This is a genomic window from Ornithinibacillus halotolerans, assembly GCF_014637405.1.
GTDB lineage: Bacteria > Bacillota > Bacilli > Bacillales > Amphibacillaceae > Ornithinibacillus > Ornithinibacillus halotolerans.
The window spans coordinates 208,117-225,846 of sequence record NZ_BMEY01000002.1; the positions used below are offsets into that span (position 1 = coordinate 208,117).

Annotated in this window: 10 protein-coding genes; 9 read left to right on the top strand and 1 reads right to left on the bottom strand. The window is 35.1% G+C overall.

Annotated elements, in window-relative coordinates; all coding sequences use genetic code 11:
* Positions 1-18 precede the first annotated feature (18 nt).
* The 8 genes from IEV35_RS02845 to IEV35_RS02880 all read left to right on the top strand — a co-directional run bounded on the left by IEV35_RS02845 (position 19) and on the right by IEV35_RS02880 (position 14,954).
* A complete protein-coding gene (locus IEV35_RS02845) occupies positions 19-1,659 on the top strand; it encodes an acylphosphatase (protein ID WP_188383179.1) in 1,641 nt (546 codons plus the stop codon).
* A gap of 47 nt (positions 1,660-1,706) precedes the next feature.
* Positions 1,707-3,314 carry an acylphosphatase gene (locus IEV35_RS02850; protein ID WP_188383180.1) on the top strand — a complete coding sequence of 536 codons (1,608 nt, stop codon included), beginning with the start codon at positions 1,707-1,709 and terminating at the stop codon, positions 3,312-3,314.
* Between the two features lie 42 nt (positions 3,315-3,356).
* Positions 3,357-4,964: an ATP-binding protein gene (locus IEV35_RS02855; protein ID WP_188383181.1), complete on the top strand. Its 1,608-nt coding sequence runs from the start codon at positions 3,357-3,359 to the stop codon at positions 4,962-4,964.
* Between the two features lie 28 nt (positions 4,965-4,992).
* Positions 4,993-6,039, top strand: coding sequence for a CapA family protein (locus tag IEV35_RS02860; RefSeq protein ID WP_188383182.1), 1,047 nt, complete (start codon positions 4,993-4,995; stop codon positions 6,037-6,039).
* 38 nt (positions 6,040-6,077) lie between these two features.
* Complete coding sequence (locus tag IEV35_RS02865; protein WP_188383183.1) at positions 6,078-7,694, top strand: YheC/YheD family endospore coat-associated protein; 1,617 nt, start codon at positions 6,078-6,080, stop codon at positions 7,692-7,694.
* Positions 7,695-7,959: 265 nt separating this feature from the next.
* On the top strand, positions 7,960-10,173 hold the full coding sequence (locus IEV35_RS02870) for a peptidoglycan-binding protein (RefSeq protein ID WP_229740626.1): 2,214 nt from the start codon (positions 7,960-7,962) through the stop codon (positions 10,171-10,173).
* A 180-nt stretch (positions 10,174-10,353) separates the two neighbouring features.
* Positions 10,354-13,731 (top strand): peptidoglycan-binding protein, encoded by a 3,378-nt coding sequence (locus tag IEV35_RS02875; protein ID WP_188383185.1) that lies wholly within the window; start codon positions 10,354-10,356, stop codon positions 13,729-13,731.
* Between the two features lie 143 nt (positions 13,732-13,874).
* Positions 13,875-14,954 carry a glycosyltransferase family 4 protein gene (locus tag IEV35_RS02880; RefSeq protein ID WP_188383186.1) on the top strand — a complete coding sequence of 360 codons (1,080 nt, stop codon included), beginning with the start codon at positions 13,875-13,877 and terminating at the stop codon, positions 14,952-14,954.
* A gap of 58 nt (positions 14,955-15,012) precedes the next feature.
* Here IEV35_RS02880 and IEV35_RS02885 read toward each other — a convergent pair whose 3' ends face one another.
* The gene (locus IEV35_RS02885; RefSeq protein ID WP_188383187.1) at positions 15,013-16,026 is read right to left on the bottom strand and encodes an LCP family protein; all 1,014 of its coding nucleotides are present in this window, start codon (positions 16,024-16,026) and stop codon (positions 15,013-15,015) included.
* A 267-nt stretch (positions 16,027-16,293) separates the two neighbouring features.
* Between IEV35_RS02885 and IEV35_RS02890 the strand changes: the two genes are divergently transcribed.
* Entirely contained in the window at positions 16,294-17,718 is a 1,425-nt protein-coding gene (locus tag IEV35_RS02890; protein ID WP_188383188.1) for an MBOAT family O-acyltransferase, read from the top strand.
* The last annotated feature ends 12 nt before the right edge of the window (positions 17,719-17,730 follow it).

Genomic DNA, 17,730 nt, shown 5'->3' on the forward strand with positions numbered 1-17,730 from the left:
TATAGGAGGAATACATCCATGAAAGAGGAACGGGGTATCAGCTTACCTCAACTACCAAATGAAATAGTAGTACATGCCCAAAAAACAAGACTTGACTCATTTGCCATCGCACTGGAAGGTTGGAGAAGAGGGCTTAAATTAAAATGGTATACGAAGGATTCGGAATATTTTCAGGATATGATTATATTCGGTGTAAATCCACCAGGACGATTATATTCGCTTAGCTCTGATGAGCGTACACATTACTTCTTCCGTTCACGAGGAGATAAAGTACCTAATTCAGCAGTTGAAATCGGTTCGGAAAAAGATGATACAAAAATCTGGCTAGAAAAAGCGGGAGTACCTGTACCGAGAGGGAAAGGCTTTGACGAAGATGCTACAGATGACGAAATCATTGAATTTAGTAGGACTATTCCTTACCCACAAGTACTGAAACCAACGAATGCTAGTTTAGGTAATGGGGTTGTCACGAATATAAGAAATGAAGCTGAGTTCCGAAAAGCTCTACATTATGTCCGAGTAGAACTTGGATACCCAGAAGTAATTGTTGAACAGCATGTTGCAGGAAAAGAGTATCGTGTATACGTTGTTGGTGATCAAGTAATCGCAGCATACAACCGAGTTCCTGCCAATATTATGGGAGACGGTACGCATACAATTGAAGAACTAATTGAATTGAAGAACTACGAACGAAGAAAAAATGCTCGTCTGAAAAGCTGTTTAATCGAAATGGATAAAGAGATTTTAGAATTTGTCCAAGAAGCTGGCTATACAATGCAAGATGTTCCAGAAAAAGGGAAATTAATTTATTTAAGAGAGAAGACAAATGTTTCTTCTGGTGGGGACCCAATCGATGTTACCGATACAATGCCTGACCATATTAAACAAATTGCAATTGATGCATTGAAAGCTGTTCCTGGATTATATCATGGTGGGGTTGATATAATTGTAAATGAAGATAAATCCATCAAAGATCCTGCCGTTGTTATCGAATTAAATCCGACTGCTCAAATTGGTGGAGCTCTATACCCGTTAAGAGGAAAAGCGCGAAATATACCTGCTGCAATTATCGATTATTACTTCCCAGAAACAAAAGGGATCGATACGACCAATTCGAAAGTGTATTTTGACATGACTACTGTATTGGAACCGTTAGAGAATCGCGCAGCACTAGAAGTAGAAGTAGCTCCAGCACCAATGGGAGAATTCTTTGCGAAGCGTTATGTCGTTTCTGGAGATGTGCAACGCCATAGTTATCACAAATGGTTGAAGAAACAAGCACTTGATAATGATTTACATGGCTATGTGAAAAATATGGTCTTTGATGAAGTAGAAATTATCGTTGGTGGCACAGATAAAGCTAAGATAAATGAATTTAAATCAATCATTAGTCAGTACAAAAATATTCATATTAAGAAAATTAAAGAAGAGATCTGGAAAGAACCAGTAATCGTAGGTTTTGAAATCGCTGAGAGATATAATACAAATAGCTTAAAATCAGTGAATTATGCATTAAGGAAAATGGATAAAGAACTACAATATTTAACTAAACGTAAGAATAGACTGGAAAAGGATAATAAGCATATTCTTAACAGTAGTTCTTGGAAATTAACTGCCCCAATTAGAAAAGTGAAAGAAATCGTAGTTGGTAAAAGATAAAGACCCAATAAGCAAATGATAATGTTCTTATGGAAGGTTGATAATTGATGTCTAGGTTAGAAAAAGAATGGTTGCCCCATCTGGAAGATAGTATACCTGATGAAGTGAATGGCGATAAATTAAGTATGTATTCAATCGCCTTAGAAGGTTGGAGAAGAGGGCTAACTACTAAATTCTATAATACGAAATATGGGAAAAAATATGAAATTAATTATTCCTTATCCAACAAGGAAAAAGAACTAAAATTTGCTGTGTCAAAAGGTCCTAACGTTTCAAAAGAAGCCATGAAAATATGTAAAAATAAAGTTCTAACGAAAGAGTATTTAAGTGAAGCTAATGTTTCTGTACCAAAGGGTAGAAATTTTAATAAAAACCACCCAAATGAAGAAATCATTGAATATGCAAAAACATTAGGCTTCCCAGTAGTTATTAAGCCTGTCGGAGCTAACCTAGGAAAGGGAGTAATCCCTAATATCAATAATATAAAAGAATTTAAAACGTCTCTTATTCAAGTAAGAGACGTTTTAGGATATCGAGATATTATTGTGGAACAACATATTTTTGGCGAAGAATATCGGGTTTACGTGGTTAATGATATGGTAATTGGAGCGATCAATAGATTACCGGCCAATGTCATTGGAGACGGCAAAAGTACAATTAACCAATTAATTAGGAAGAAAAATTACGAACGTAAGCAGAATCCTAATTTACGCGGAAGATCAATTAAAATTGACACAGAAGTAAAAAAGAATATTAAACAAGCGAATTACACATTAGATAGTATATTGAAAAAAGATGAATTACTTTATTTAAGACAAAACAGTAATGTATCTACAGGTGGAGAACCAATCGATGTAACGGGGCTGTTAACGGAAGAAATGAAAGAACTCGCTGTAAATGCTTGTCGTGCTGTCCCTGGACTATCCCAAGCTGGAGTAGATATATTATTTGATATAAATAGAAACCATGGAGTTGTTATTGAGTTAAATACACGTCCTGGAATTGGTAGCCATCTTTTCCCAGTAAAAGGACAAGCTCGAGATATTCCTAAAGCAGTTATCGATTACTATTTTCCTGAAACCATCGATTATGATAGAAAAACGCATAAAAATAAGATTTTCTATGATTATAAAGCTATTACAGAGCTATTAAGTAGTGGCATTGCTCAGGAAGTCGTTTTACCAGATTGTCCGCAATACGATATGGTGAAAAAACGATATACAGTGTCTGGACAAGTACAAAAAGTGGGCTATAGAAGATGGGTTCAACGCATGGCACTTAATAATCGACTAATAGGTACGGTGGAAAATCTGGATGATGGTACAGTATTAATCCATGTTGCTGGTAAAGAGTCTGATATAGATAACTTCCATTCTACATTGAATATTGATAAACCAAAGCGTGCCAAAGTGGATAAAGTAGTGGAAGAAGCTGATAATAGACCAATTTCTGCAATTGGTTTTGAAATCATCACGAAGAAAAAAGAAGCATCTGTATCATTAAAGAAAACAGATAGAAAAGCGATCACGAAATATGAGAATGAAATTCAAGAATTAAAGAAACAAAGAAGAGAAATTGAAAAGAAACATAACAACATCCTTCAAAGTAATTGGTGGAAGTATACTACTAAAGTGAAACAGCTTATTAAAAAGTAGAATTAAACGATTGTAGGTGGAAGAATGTCTTTGCACAGGCTAATGAACATAAGCGATGCCATTCCTAAAAGGGCACATGGAAATAACCTTAGCATGTACTCCATAGCTCTTGAAGGCTGGAGAAGAGGACTTACACTAAAATTTTACAACGCCTATCATAATGGGAATTTAGAAATTCAATATTCCCTAAGTGATCAGGAAGTTGTACATAAATTCCAAATATCCAAAGGGGATCAAGTTTCAGAACAAGCGGTAGAAATTTGTAAAGATAAAGATTTAACCAAGAAGTATCTCCTTGAAGCTGGAGTAACGGTTCCAGAAGGGAAAAGTTTTACAGAAGAAGTAAACAATGACACCATCCTTGCCTATGCATTGTCAATCGGTTTTCCTATTGTCATAAAGCCTTTAGATGGAAAGCTAGGTAGAGGTGTCATGTTAAACATTCAAACGAAGAATGAACTATTAGAGAAGCTACAACATGTACGAAATGAGTTAGGGTTCCATGCAGTGATAATAGAAAAATATGTCACTGGTGATGATTACCGAGTATATGTCGTAGATAACCGAGTAATTGGCGCAGTGAAACGGATTCCAGCACATGTGGTAGGCGATGGAGAAAGTACCATTGAATCGTTAATTAATGAAAAGAATAAAGAAAGAAAAAACAACCCGAACTTAAGTACAAGATTAATAACGGTCGACAATCATGCTCTATCTATATTAAAAGAAAAAGGATATACGCTTGATAGTGTCCTAACTAAGGGTGAGTATTTATTCTTAAAAGATACGGCTAATATATCTAGTGGTGGGGAACCAGTAGATGTTACGAACCAATTAACAGAGGAAATGAAACAACAAGCAATTAATAGTTTAAAAGCAATACCAGGATTGCCGCAAGCTGGTGTAGATATGATCGTAGATGAAATGAAGGGAACTTCTTATGTCATCGAGGTGAATACGAGAGCGGGAATTGGCTCACACTTATTCCCGGTGACTGGTGAAGCTAGAAATATTCCCAAGGCGATCATTGATTATTACTTTCCAAACTCAATGCAAACGAATGAAGAACAAGCCAATGTTAATTATTTGTTCGATTTCAAAAAAGTAACTGATCATCTTCGTGCTGGAAAGGTAAATGAAGTCGTTATTCCTACGTTAAACATAGAGGAAAAACACATTACAGACGCTTACGAAGTTTATGGAGATGTCCAAACGACAACCTATAAAAATTGGGTGCAAAAACAAGCACTTGCAAATAAAATAAGTGGTTACACCATCGACTTAGAAAATGGAAATGCATTGATAGTAGCAGCCGGTGAGGAAAACAATTTAAATACTTTTAAACAAGTCATACAATCAGGCAGTGCTATCATGAAGAATAGTACGATCATGGATCTGAATCCATATACAAATGGACCGATAGAATATGGCTTTAAAATAAATGTTCAAGTTCAGCCTAAAAAAAGAAACAAAAAACAAGCCAACAAACAAGGAAACCAATATTTACGTCAAAAGAAAGCAGAAGTAGAAAAAGAACGGAAGAAGTTAGAAACAGCGAAAAAGAAATATTCTAATTTACTTAATAGTAAATCTTGGCGATATACAGAACCTATGAGAAAAGTGATTAAAAAAATGAAGAATAGAAGTTAAGCTACAATCTATTAGGAGGTGTATAGCAATGAGCGAATCAAGAAAAATTACGCTAGCTGCCACAGGTGATATTCTACTACATGCACGATTATATAAAACGGCTCGCAAGAAATATGGATATGATTTTAACGAGAAGATCGAGAATGTTAGACATTTATTCCAAACAAGTGATTTAACGATTGTTAATCAGGAATCAATCATTGCTGGGAAGGAATTAGGTCTATCCTCCTTTCCACAATTTAATAGTCCGGAAGAAATTGGATATTTACTGAAAGATTTAGATGTGGATATGGTGACGATTGCCAATAACCATGTGCTAGATAAAGGGGAAGAAGGACTATTAAAGTCAATTAGTAACTTGAAAAAAATAGGACTTCCATATGTCGGTGCCTACGAATCAGAGGAAGATCAACAGACACTAAGAATCATTCATAAAAATGGCTTAAGAATATGTTTCCTTTCGTATACAAAAGGTACAGGGGTAGGGAAAGTCCCTACAGATAAACCTTACCTTGTCGATAAGTACCACCCTACAAAACTGAAACCAATTAAGGACAAAATAAAGCGAATTCGAAATAAAGACATGGCAGATATTATTGTCGTCTCTCTTCATTTTGGCAAAGAATATCACCTTTATCCAACTTCAGAGCAAAAAGAGGTTTCCAGAGATTTATCAGATGCAGGCGCAGATATTATTATCGGACACCATCCTCATGTCCTACAGCCAGTGGAATGGATTCTTAACTCCAGAGGAAAAAGAACATTTACGGCCTATTCGTTAGGTAATTTCTTTACGGGCCAAGAAGGCTTATATCGACAAATAGGTGGTTTCCAAACAATTGATATTGAGAAAAAAGATCCAAACAGTACGATGTTAGATATTAGTAATCCAAAGTTAAAGCTGACATTTGTCGATAGTACAAACAAAAAAGATTTTAAAATGTACTTATTGGAGGATTATTTGAAGGAAAATGAATATATCAAAACAGATATGGGTATATTCAAGTCTAGTGAAGTCTATGATGAAATAACAAGTCGTATGAGAACCTGGATGCCGGAATTAGATATCACTTAAATTAGTAAACCATAACAACACTGAGGTGACATTCTTAAATGAGTTTTAATGTAGAAGTAATCGAAGAAAAAAAGAGAATTCTCAAAGTAGGGAAAAACGTAGCAGAAAAACTAGGAATCCTTCACCTTCAACATTCCAATATTAGATTTGGATTGAAAGTGGCTGATGTAAATATCGAAATTGATGCTAATTTGGGTGATGATATTCATTTAGCACAGTCTATCGTTCATAGACTGAATCTACCTGTTGACTGTACGTATAATATTGCTGTATCAAATAATGAATTAGTTATTGGTCCCTTTATTGGAATCTATATGGGAAGAAAAGAAACGACCTTAATTAAGAAACTAAGAATCTTCCATACGTATGTTGCGAATTACAAAGATCTAAATGGTGTGATTTTTGCCTTTACATTAGATACCGTGAATAAAGCAGATTTAACAATGAGTGGATACTATTACAATCCGAAGAGAGATGTTTGGGAAAAAGCTACTCTACCATATCCTGCTTCTATTTTCAGAAAGAATACGTATAACACGGATTGGAAAGAACATTTTGGTTCGTTATATGGTGATAGAATCTATAACTACAAATCCATTAACAAGTGGGAAATGTATGATCGATTGAAACAATTCCCTGAAGTGATCAAATATTTGCCTCATACTAGTCTCTATCAAACAGTAGATGATGTTACAGAAATGTTAGACAAACATGGAAATGTGTATGTGAAACCGATTGAAGGGAAAAAAGGAAAAGGAATCTATAACATTATTTCTTCAAATAACGTTATTACGGTCAAAACTAGGGAGAAAAATGAAAATGTCGAGTGGACATTTACGAATAAAGATGATTTCTCATCCTTTTTATCCGTACATTTAACGAAAAGAAAATATATCATTCAAAAGACGGTAGAACTACAAATTGATAATAAAGTGGTAGACTTTAGAGTTGGCATGGACAAGGACCGACTAGGTAATTGGCAAAATTTTATGTTTGTCTCTAGAGTGAGTGGAGATAACAGTATCGTAAGTAATAGAGATATTAGTGGTGGAGAAACAAAATTAATTCCAGATGTGTTAAGAGACATATACTTCATGGATGAAGAAATGATTGAAAAACATACGAAAGAATTTGTTTCTGTAGCCCATACGATATCCAAAAGATTAGAAGAAACAGGTCTTAGTCTTGGAAAACTTGCATTTGATTTTGCTATTGATAAGAATAAAGATCTTTGGTTAATTGAAGTAAATAGTAAATTCCCAGACGATTCATTAATGGATGAGATTGATAATAAGGAAACATATTTCAAAATAAGACATACCAACATGGAATATGCCAAGATGTTAGCTGGCTTTAAACATGAAAATTATCATACACTATCCATTACAGACAATGTTCGTTTGGAACTGGATGAAAAAATCAAATTATATATTGCGATGCCTAAGAATGAGATAACAAACTATAGAGAGAACATTCTCGAAAAAACTAAAGTCAATGGATTGCATGTAACTAGCACGTATAACGAGAAATTGAAAAAATTTGTTGTCGAACTCGTGGGACAACGTGAACAAATTGATACGTACCTAGAAAACATAAAACAATATGACAAAATAAAACCAGTCGTTGGCTTGGTAAATATGACTGAAGAAGGTTAATATATATTACCTACTCTGGCTGGATGAAGACTGAGGTTGGGACATCATTCTATCAATAAAGGTAAAATACGAGCATGTAACATAAGCGCAGGAAAAGCTAATATTAATGTTCGGTTTTACCATAGATAGAAATACTTTTGTCCTAACCTCAGTTTATTTGTCCTCTATGTCAATTGGTAGAAATTTGCCATTTGAAAAACAGTACTTTTTATTAGATACTAATATAGAATTATATGAATTTAGAGGAGGTGAACGGATAGTGAAAATGATTAGAAGTATCCTCTTTGTAACGATTCTATTAATCTATTCTTTCATTATTAGCCCACAAATTATTGAAACAGAAGCAGCAACAAATGATACTGTCGATGATAACGTAGAAGGATTGGACGTTCTTGTAGACGAGGTAGAGGATCATGCTGACGATCAGGAAGTAGATATGACTACTGATGTTGAACTTGTTCAAGAAACTACAGAGGTAGAAGTAGGGTTGAATGATAATAACACGGATACTGTTATCGAGGAACAAGAAGTACCTTTAGTGGATACGTCTAAAGAGCAAGTAAATGAAATACATAACAATGAGATCCAAAATGAAGAAGAGGAAGAGCTATCCGAAGAACCGGAAAGTGATGAAGAAGAGGAAGAAACCTACTTTTCAAGAGGAATGACAGATCCTAGATTAATAGAGGTAAAGAAAGACCTCGCGGAATTAGGATTTGTAAGTTGGAAGAATGAACCAAATGGTTATTTCGGAGGTTCTACGGAAGAGGCAGTAATCGCCTTTCAACAAACGTTTGGTTTAGAGCCATCTGGAATAATTGACGATGTTACTTTAAATAAACTAAGTGAAGTGAAGGATAATCCTTTTCGAACAGGGAAAAAGCATGAAGAAACGATTGTGCTTAAGGAACATCTAGCTATTTTAGGTTATGTAAAGTGGAATAATCCACCAAATAATTATTACGGTTCCCAAACAGCAAGTGCAGTTTCAAAGTTTCAAAAGGATAATAGTTTACTAGTAACAGGTGTTGTTGACTCGATTACGAAAACAAAACTATCCGAAATGGCTACTGGCCCACTTCAGAATGGGATGTACCGAGAAGATGCAGTAGCATTTAAAGAAAACCTTGAAACATTAGGTTTTATAAAATGGAAAAACACGCCGAATGATTTCTTCGGTAGTTCAACGGAGAAAGCACTATTAAAACTTCAAGCCTATTATCGTATTCCAGAAACAGGAGTAGTTGATCAAGCTACATTAACTACAATTAATGAAGTTTTAGCTTCACCATTGCAAGTAGGTAATAGAGCGGATGCTGCCGTCCAATTGAAACTAGATTTAGAGACTTTAGGCTATGTAACGTGGAAAAATGCGCCAAATACGTATTATGGCTCAAGTACTAAAAAAGCAGTCGAGGCTTTCCAACGTGCTTATAAACTTCCAGTAAGTGGGATAGCAGAAGAATTTACATTAAATAAAGTCAACGAAATCCTACATTCTCCTAATCGATTTGGAACGAGAGAGAAGAGCAATATCCAACTGAAGAAAAACTTGGAAAGACTAGGTTTTGTAAAGTGGAAAAATGAGCCGAATAACTATTATGGTTCCAGTACCGAACAAGCCGTGGAACGTTTTCAAAAACATTTCGGTCTACCCGTGAGTGGAATTGCAGAAATATTAACATTGGATAAAATGGACAATGTACTGAATAGCCCTTTACAAAAAGGAATAAGACATGCCGATGCGAAACAATTAAAAAAGGACTTAGACATATTAGGCTATGCTAATTGGAAAAACACGCCTAATAATTACTTTGGAGATTCAACAGAGCAAGCAGTCAAACGTTTTCAAAAAGATAAGGGACTTCCGATTAGTGGTATTGTTGATGAAATAACATTAAAAGCGTTAAACAAAGCCAAAAAAGGGATTGTTAAAATCTTTCTAGATCCAGGTCACGGTGGGAAAGATCCAGGTGGACAAGGATTTGGATTAAAGGAAAAGAATATTGTGTTAGATATAGCATTACAAACCTTATCCTATCTAACGAGTAAGTATGTAGGTGTGGATGTGAAGATTTCACGATCAACAGATACATTTATTGAGTTAGAAGATAGAAGTAAAATGGCCAATAAATGGGGAGCAGATTATTTTGTAAGCTTCCACACGAATGCTTATTTAGGACTGTCCAAAGGATTTGAAACATATATCTATAACGGGAAAGTCTCGAACGAAACAAAAAATAGACAAAAAGATATTCACAATTATTTAGCTAAACGCATCGATGTGAACGATAGAGGAATGAAAACAGCGAACTTCAACGTCTTACGTAATACTAATATGCCAGCAATCTTATTAGAATATATGTATATTGATAATAAGGCGGAGAACAAGTTGTTAGCATCTAAAAGCTATCGAGCATACTTAGGTCGAATTACCGCCGATGCGATTGCACATTCATTTGGTTTGAAGAAAAGATAATAATCGATTAAAAAAACGGAAGAATTCTAGTTGATAGAATCTCCGTTTTTTTTTTGTAGTAAGCGTTGTCTAAGGATGAATACCTAATTTTTCACGTTATCGACATATTCTATTGAAAAATACTATAATTTATCAGATACTAGATTTGTGTGTAATTTTAATAGAGGAGGTGAAACTAAAGTGAAGATTAGACTTTTTATGGCCCTCTTGCTATTAATATCTGTTTTCCACTTTAGTCCACTTATCGTAGGAGCAACATCGAGTGGAGAGGAAGAAACAGAGGAACCTGTGGAAGAACAGGATCAAGAGAGTGAGGAGCCAGTTGAAGCCTTAAATCAATTGAAGGTAGCAAAAGCGGAAGACTATAGTGAATTGCAAAGTAATCTAGTAACACTTGGTTTTCTTACTGAGGACGGTGTCACTGGATCTCTTGATAATCAAACGAAAGAAGCACTAAGAAATTTCCAACAGTATTATGGATTAACAGTAACGGGCTTAGTAGATGAAGCCACTACAGCTAAAATAGATGAAATTTTAGCAAGTCCATTTCAAGATGGAAAAAGAGATTCAGAAACCATTATTCTAAAAGAATACTTAGTTATATTAGGCTATGCAACATTTGAAAATCCAACAAACTATTACGGAAGCCAAACAGCAGCTGCTGTTAGAGCATTCCAAAGTGATGAAGGATTAGCAGTTTCTGGTATCATCGAGCCTGTTACAAAAGCTAGATTAGTAGAATTGGCAACTGGTCCTTTACAAAAAGGGATGTATCGTGATGATGCAGTGCAATTTAAGCTTGATCTAGAGAAATTAGGCTTTATTAACTGGAAGAATATACCGAATAATTACTTTGGGCCTTCTACAGAAAGAGCAGTAATTAAATTGCAAAAATACTACGGTATTCAGCAATCAGGTAAGGCAGATCAAGACACATTAGATACGATTGCTGATGTGTTAGCGAGCCCATTCCAAAACGGTAAGAATCATAAAGAGACGGTGACTCTAAAAGAGCATCTGACACTTTTAGATTTTGCTAATTTCAACAATCCAACAACATTCTTTGGTTCTCAAACAGAAGCAGCTGTAAAAGCATTCCAAAAGGACCGAGGGTTACCGGTTTCAGGAATTATTGAACCGATTACGAAAGCTGAATTAATAGATTTAGCAACGAAACCATTGGAAAATGGGATGCGTCGTAATGATGCTATCGAGCTGAAGAAGAATCTAGAAAAATTAGGATTTGTAAATTGGAAGAATACTCCTAATAATTTCTACGGGCCTTCAACAGCAAGTGCTGTAATGGAACTTCAAAAGTATTACAGTGTTTATGGGCTAACTCCGTCAGGTAAAGCAGATCAAAAAACGCTAGATGCAATAGCAAATGTATTAGCACAACCACTTCAAAATGGAAATAGACATGAGGATGTAGTAGTCCTTAAAGAGATTCTGACTCTATTAGACTATGCTAATTTTGAAAACCCAACAACATTCTTTGGTCCACAGACAGAGGCTGCTGTTAAAGCCTTTCAAAGAGATCAAAGTTTACCAGTTTCAGGGATTGTAGAAATTGTAACAGAACTTAGAATGTCAGAATTAGCAACTAAACCATTAGAAAATGGTATGAGACGTAATGATGCTATTGAATTTAAGGAGAATTTGGAGAAATTAGGCTTTGTTTCTTGGAAGAACACTCCAACTAACTTTTATGGTCCATCAACAGAGCAGGCTGTTATTAAATTACAGAAATATTATGGACTTCCTCAAACTGGTAAAGGGGACGAAGCAACCATAAATAAAATGGAAGAAGTATTAGCTAGCCCTTACCAAAAAGGTAAAAGTAATGAAGGTTCTATCATCATCAAGCAGCAATTAGTCGATTTAGGATATTTAGATCTTAAAAATCCAACACCTCTATATGGATCACAAACAGAAAAAGCTGTGAAAGCCTTCCAAAGAGATTACGATTTAGTAGTATCCGGAATTGCTGAAGAAGTTACACTAACGAAACTGGATGAAGTTCTATCCAATTCCTTAAAAGTTGGCGACAAAGGTTCAGCAGTTATCGAACTAAAAGAACAGATGAACCGTCTTGGTTTTCCAATCAACAATACGACGAATACATTTGGGGTTGAAACAGAAAAAGCTGTTAATAATTTCCAAAAACATTATGGATTAATTGCTAGTGGTGTTGTCAATCCAAAAACGGTTAATAAGATTGAGTCGATATTAGCTAGTCCGTTTCAATACGGCGTTACGCATGAAGATTCCATTCAGCTTAAGAAGTATTTAGAGAAATTAGGCTATGTGAATTGGAAAAATGAACCGAATGGATATTATGGTCGCTCAACAGAAAATGCTGTGAAACGATTCCAAGAAGATAACGGTCTTCCGGTTAGTGGTATTATTGATGAAATCACACTAGAATTGCTCGTAGAAATGGCAAGTGTCAAAGAACTATTCCTTACCACTGAATATAATCTAACTTTACAAAAAGCTTTAGATATACAGATGAAGGTAAAACCACAGTCAGATCAATACTATTCCGGCTATGTAAGCAATACGTATTTAAAATTGTATGATGGTGGTTCGATTACTGGTTACTCTGTTAACTTACGTAAATCTCCATATTTATTATCAAACAATATATATGGTTCTGTCGTTGGCGGAACTACATTTAAAGTTTTAGATGATAATGTAGAAGGGGATATGGTTAGTCATAGTAAGAGATGGTTTAAAATTGAGTACCAAGGAGAAATTCTCTATGTCCATAGTTCTCTTGCTAATGCTAATATTAAGCTAGGTGAGACTACAGCAAGAGTGAATGTACGTTCTGGACAAGGAACAAGTTATCATATTTATGAAACGGTGGATAAAGGGACAGTATTTACCGTATCAAGTGTAGGGAATAACTGGCATAAAGTTAAATTGACCTACAAATGGAGAAATGCAACTTCAGCGGATACGAAAAAATATTTAGATCCGAGAAGTTATGTAGATGATGTAAATCAAAAATATCAATTTTTAGATTTACGTTACTTTACAGGTGCACCTGCTTCTGAATTGGATAAACTTCTAGAAGGCGCAGGTAAACTAGAAGGTAAAGGCGCAGTATTTAGAGAAGCAGCAAGATTAGCAAACATCAATGAAATTTATTTAGTATCCCATGCGATGTTAGAAACAGGTAGAGGAAAATCCCCTCTTTCTGATGGTAGTATTAAACATAATGGTAAATCAGTTTATAACTTCTTCGGAATCGGTGCTAACGATCATTGTGCAAAAGAGTGTGGCACACAAAGAGCGATTGAAGAAGGATGGTTTACAGTCGATGATGCGATAATCGGTGGGGCACAGTTTGCCGGTGAGAAGTATATTCATGTCGGACAACACACCCTATATAACATGCGCTGGAATCCATTAAATATGGAAGAAAGAGGCAAAGCAGAGCATCAATATGCAACAGATATCGGTTGGGCTTATAAACAAGTATATAATTACCAACGCATCTATGAAAAAGGAAACTACAACTTAATCTTTGATGTTCCTGTTTATAAATAATCTATGAGTCTAGTTCTTCATTTTATTGAAGAACTAGACTTTTTTGTATGAAAATGATGGATTACACTATAAAAATCGAGAATCATTTCGTATAATATGGTAAAATATCAATGATTATAAAAAAATGAAAATGAAGGTGCATTATGACTAATGTAGCGGATTTGTTAATTGCATTTTGTATAGCAGGTCTTACGACTCTTTTTGTTACACCATTAATTAAAAAAATAGCATTTAAAGTTGGAGCAGTAGATAAACCAGATGGTAATAGAAAAATGCATGATGAGGTAAAAGCAGGTCTTGGCGGACTCGCCGTCTTTATTGGAGTTGCAGCTGGATTTATTTATCTACAACCCTTTGAACAACATATGAATGCAATTATCATCGGGGCACTTATTATGCTTGTCACTGGGGTAGTCGACGATATCTTTAACATTAAACCGTTGTATAAATTAGCTGGTCAACTTGCAGCTGCAGGTGTAGTTGTCTCATCTGGATTAGTTATTGAAAAGTTATCCATTCCTTTTATGGGCTCGGTCTATATTGACAACTTTGGAATATTTCTAACGATCCTTTGGATTGTTGCGGCTTCCAATGCAATTAATTTAATCGATGGCCTAGATGGGTTGGCAACTGGTGTGTCGACCATTGGATTAATTAGTATATTAATTATGGGGATTATGGATGGACGAATGATCGTCGTAGCACTTTGTATGATTTTGATTGGAAGTTGTATTGGGTTCCTATTCCATAATTTCTATCCAGCGAAAATATTTTTAGGTGATACAGGTGCATTGTTTTTAGGCTATTCAATCGCCATTATATCCATGTTAGGTCTCTTTAAAAATGTGGCGTTCTTTAGTTTCATCATTCCAATTATTGTCATTGCTGTTCCTGTGTTTGATACGATTCAAGCGATGATTAGACGAATAATGAACAAGCAAGGGATTGCGACGGCTGATAGAAAACATATTCATTATCAGCTGATGGAGATGGGGTTTTCTCATCGAAATGCGGTGTTAGTCTTATATGGATTTAGTGCGTTCTTTGGTAGTATGGCGATTATATTCAATAGTATTCGATTACTAAGTTCGTTAGTTATCTTCTTGCTTATTATATTAGCTATACAATTAATCTCTGAATTAGCTGGGATTACGTGGAATAAGCGCCAGCCATTACTAAATAGTATGCGAAAAATTAGTGTTCGAGGAAGAATACACAAATAAAAAAACTGCTAATCTCTGAATGGGATTAGCAGTTTTTTTCTAGATTAATAATTTTTAACTAATTAATTGCATTAACTACTTCAGCACTATCTAGTTCTAGATGGTTTTTGAGTAGGTTGATGACTTCGGCTAGTTTGATTTCATCGAGTTTCCAGTAATATACTTTTCCTGGTTGATAGTTGGCGCCTTCTAATGTCATCGATTCGATATCTAATCCGCCACCATTTAGTCCATAGGATACTAAGCTTTTCATTTCATCAAAGGTCATATTCGTTGTCATATTGGATCCAACTGCATCGATTACATCACCGAGCTTGAATACTGAGCCGACAGATAACGATTTCTTAATCACTGCTTTAATGACTTCCATTTGACGTTTTCCACGTTCAATGTCATTGTCGAGCTTTCTCGTACGGGCGAATGCTAGTGCTTCTTCACCGTTTAATAATTGTTCACCAGGTAGTAGGTGAATGGAGTTCTTCTTATCATCCGAGTTCGATTCCCAGAATTCGTAAGGAACATCCACTTCAATTCCACCAATTGCCTCAACGACTTCAATAAATGCGTGGAAGTTTACTTTCACATAATAGTCCACAGGGATATTTAGTAAGTTCTCCACCGTTTCAATAGTTGCTTGTGGGCCACCAAAGAAGTGCGCGTGGTTAATCTTATCTTCATAACCAACCTCAGGGATATACACTAATGAATCACGTGGAATGCTAACGAGTTTAATACTTTTTTCTTCTTTATTTAATGTTGCAAGAATAAGTGTATCAGACCTCGAATTCCCTTCGTTGCCACGATGATTACTTTCATCTACACCGATAATAAGAATCGAGATATTGTCCACATTTGGATCAACCATTGCTTCTCTCAGCTTAGACTTTTCTCTGCCGTCATCTTCATAGGAATTACTAATTGCTGAATCAGCTTTAATATATAAGGATGCTGCATAGCCTAAACCAGCAAATACGATTATCAACGGAATTAATATAAAATAGACACGTCTGCGTAGCTTTCTTTTTTTCTTTCTTTTAACCATTCGTGACTGTTCAGAATGATTTTTAACCATTTTCTGTTTCCCCTTTAATGTTTAAAATATGAACGGAAATGCAAGTTTAATTTTACTACTAAATGGGTACATTCGCATATTAAGTCTTCATGACAATGACATAGGAATGTAAACACATATAGTTATTTTAGCATAGAAATGTATGGATAACCACTAGAGTCTAAGAGTACTAGATACGAAAAAATCCCTAATAAAAAGTTTATAAAGTAATTATTAGTATATAATGAAAATAAAGAATTCGAATCTGTCTAAGAAGGGACTTATACTGTGGTATTTAGTAACTTAGTATTTTTATTCGTATTTTTACCGATTGTACTTCTTGTTTACTATATCGTCGGTAACTCTGTTAAAAATTACGTTCTACTTCTCGCAAGTTTACTATTTTATGCATGGGGAGAACCAAAGTATGTGTTCTTAATGCTCTTTTCCATTGCGTTAAATTATATTTTTGGATTATTAATTGATACATATCGTAAAAATCTATCCCTAAAAAAGCTATTTTTAACAATTGCGATTCTCGGGAATGTATTGATTCTCGGGATATTTAAATATGCTAACTTTTTTGTTGATAATATCAATAATATATTCCACACATCACTGGAACTAGAACCGATTCCTTTGCCAATCGGTATTTCTTTTTTTACATTCCAGGCGATGAGTTATGTCATTGATGTATACCGAAAAGATGCAGAAGTACAGAAGAATTTATTTTCTTTATCACTATACATATCTTTATTTCCACAATTAGTGGCCGGGCCAATCGTTCGATATAATACGGTTGCAGAACAAATTAAGAAACGAATGGTCCATTTAGATAAATTTACAGAAGGTGTGAAGCGGTTCATCGTTGGACTAGCTAAAAAGGTCATCCTAGCGAATTCATTTGGCGAAGTAGCTGATGGAATCTTCAGCACCCCAGCAGGTGAGCTAAGTGTTGCGACTGCTTGGATTGGCATTATCGCTTATTCCCTACAAATCTATTTTGACTTCTCTGGATATAGTGATATGGCAATTGGTTTAGGGAAGATGTTTGGCTTTGATTTCTTAGAAAACTTTAATTACCCATATATCGCAAGATCGGTCTCTGAATTTTGGCGTAGATGGCATATATCATTAAGTACATGGTTTAAAGATTATGTCTATATCCCACTAGGTGGTAACCGAAAAGGACCAAATCGAACCATCATTAATTTGCTCATTGTCTGGACGATTACCGGATTCTGGCATGGTGCGAGTTGGACGTTCATGGCGTGGGGCTTTTATTTTGGAATCTTAATTGTGCTCGAGCGAATTGGACTAGCGAAAATTTTAGCAAAACTAAGCACCCCACTACAACATGTCTACTTAATTATTATTGTAATGATTGGTTGGGTATTCTTCCGGGCAGATAGTTTTTCCTATTCGTTTGCCTACTTAAAGACGATGTTCGGGATGAACGCTACAAGGTTTGTTGATGGACAAGCACTTATTTACGTGAATGATTACTGGATGATTTTTGCGCTCGGTATTATTTTTTCCATTCCGATCATCCCTTGGTTGAGGAAAAAGATAATATCGTTAACGAACTATGAAAAGGCCATCGTACCGGTCTTGTCTATTACGTTACCTGTTGTGTATATGATGTTAATGGTTGTTTGTATGATTCTATTAGTAAACTCAACCTATAATCCGTTTATTTATTTTAGATTTTAATGGAGTTGTTTT

Coding starts and splice junctions, on each gene's coding strand:
- IEV35_RS02845 (WP_188383179.1), top strand. CDS start 19: ATGAAAGAGGAACGGGGTATCAGCTTACCTCAACTACCAAATGAAATA.
- IEV35_RS02850 (WP_188383180.1), top strand. CDS start 1,707: ATGTCTAGGTTAGAAAAAGAATGGTTGCCCCATCTGGAAGATAGTATA.
- IEV35_RS02855 (WP_188383181.1), top strand. CDS start 3,357: ATGAACATAAGCGATGCCATTCCTAAAAGGGCACATGGAAATAACCTT.
- IEV35_RS02860 (WP_188383182.1), top strand. CDS start 4,993: ATGAGCGAATCAAGAAAAATTACGCTAGCTGCCACAGGTGATATTCTA.
- IEV35_RS02865 (WP_188383183.1), top strand. CDS start 6,078: ATGAGTTTTAATGTAGAAGTAATCGAAGAAAAAAAGAGAATTCTCAAA.
- IEV35_RS02870 (WP_229740626.1), top strand. CDS start 7,960: ATGATTAGAAGTATCCTCTTTGTAACGATTCTATTAATCTATTCTTTC.
- IEV35_RS02880 (WP_188383186.1), top strand. CDS start 13,875: ATGACTAATGTAGCGGATTTGTTAATTGCATTTTGTATAGCAGGTCTT.
- IEV35_RS02885 (WP_188383187.1), bottom strand. CDS start 16,026: ATGGTTAAAAATCATTCTGAACAGTCACGAATGGTTAAAAGAAAGAAA.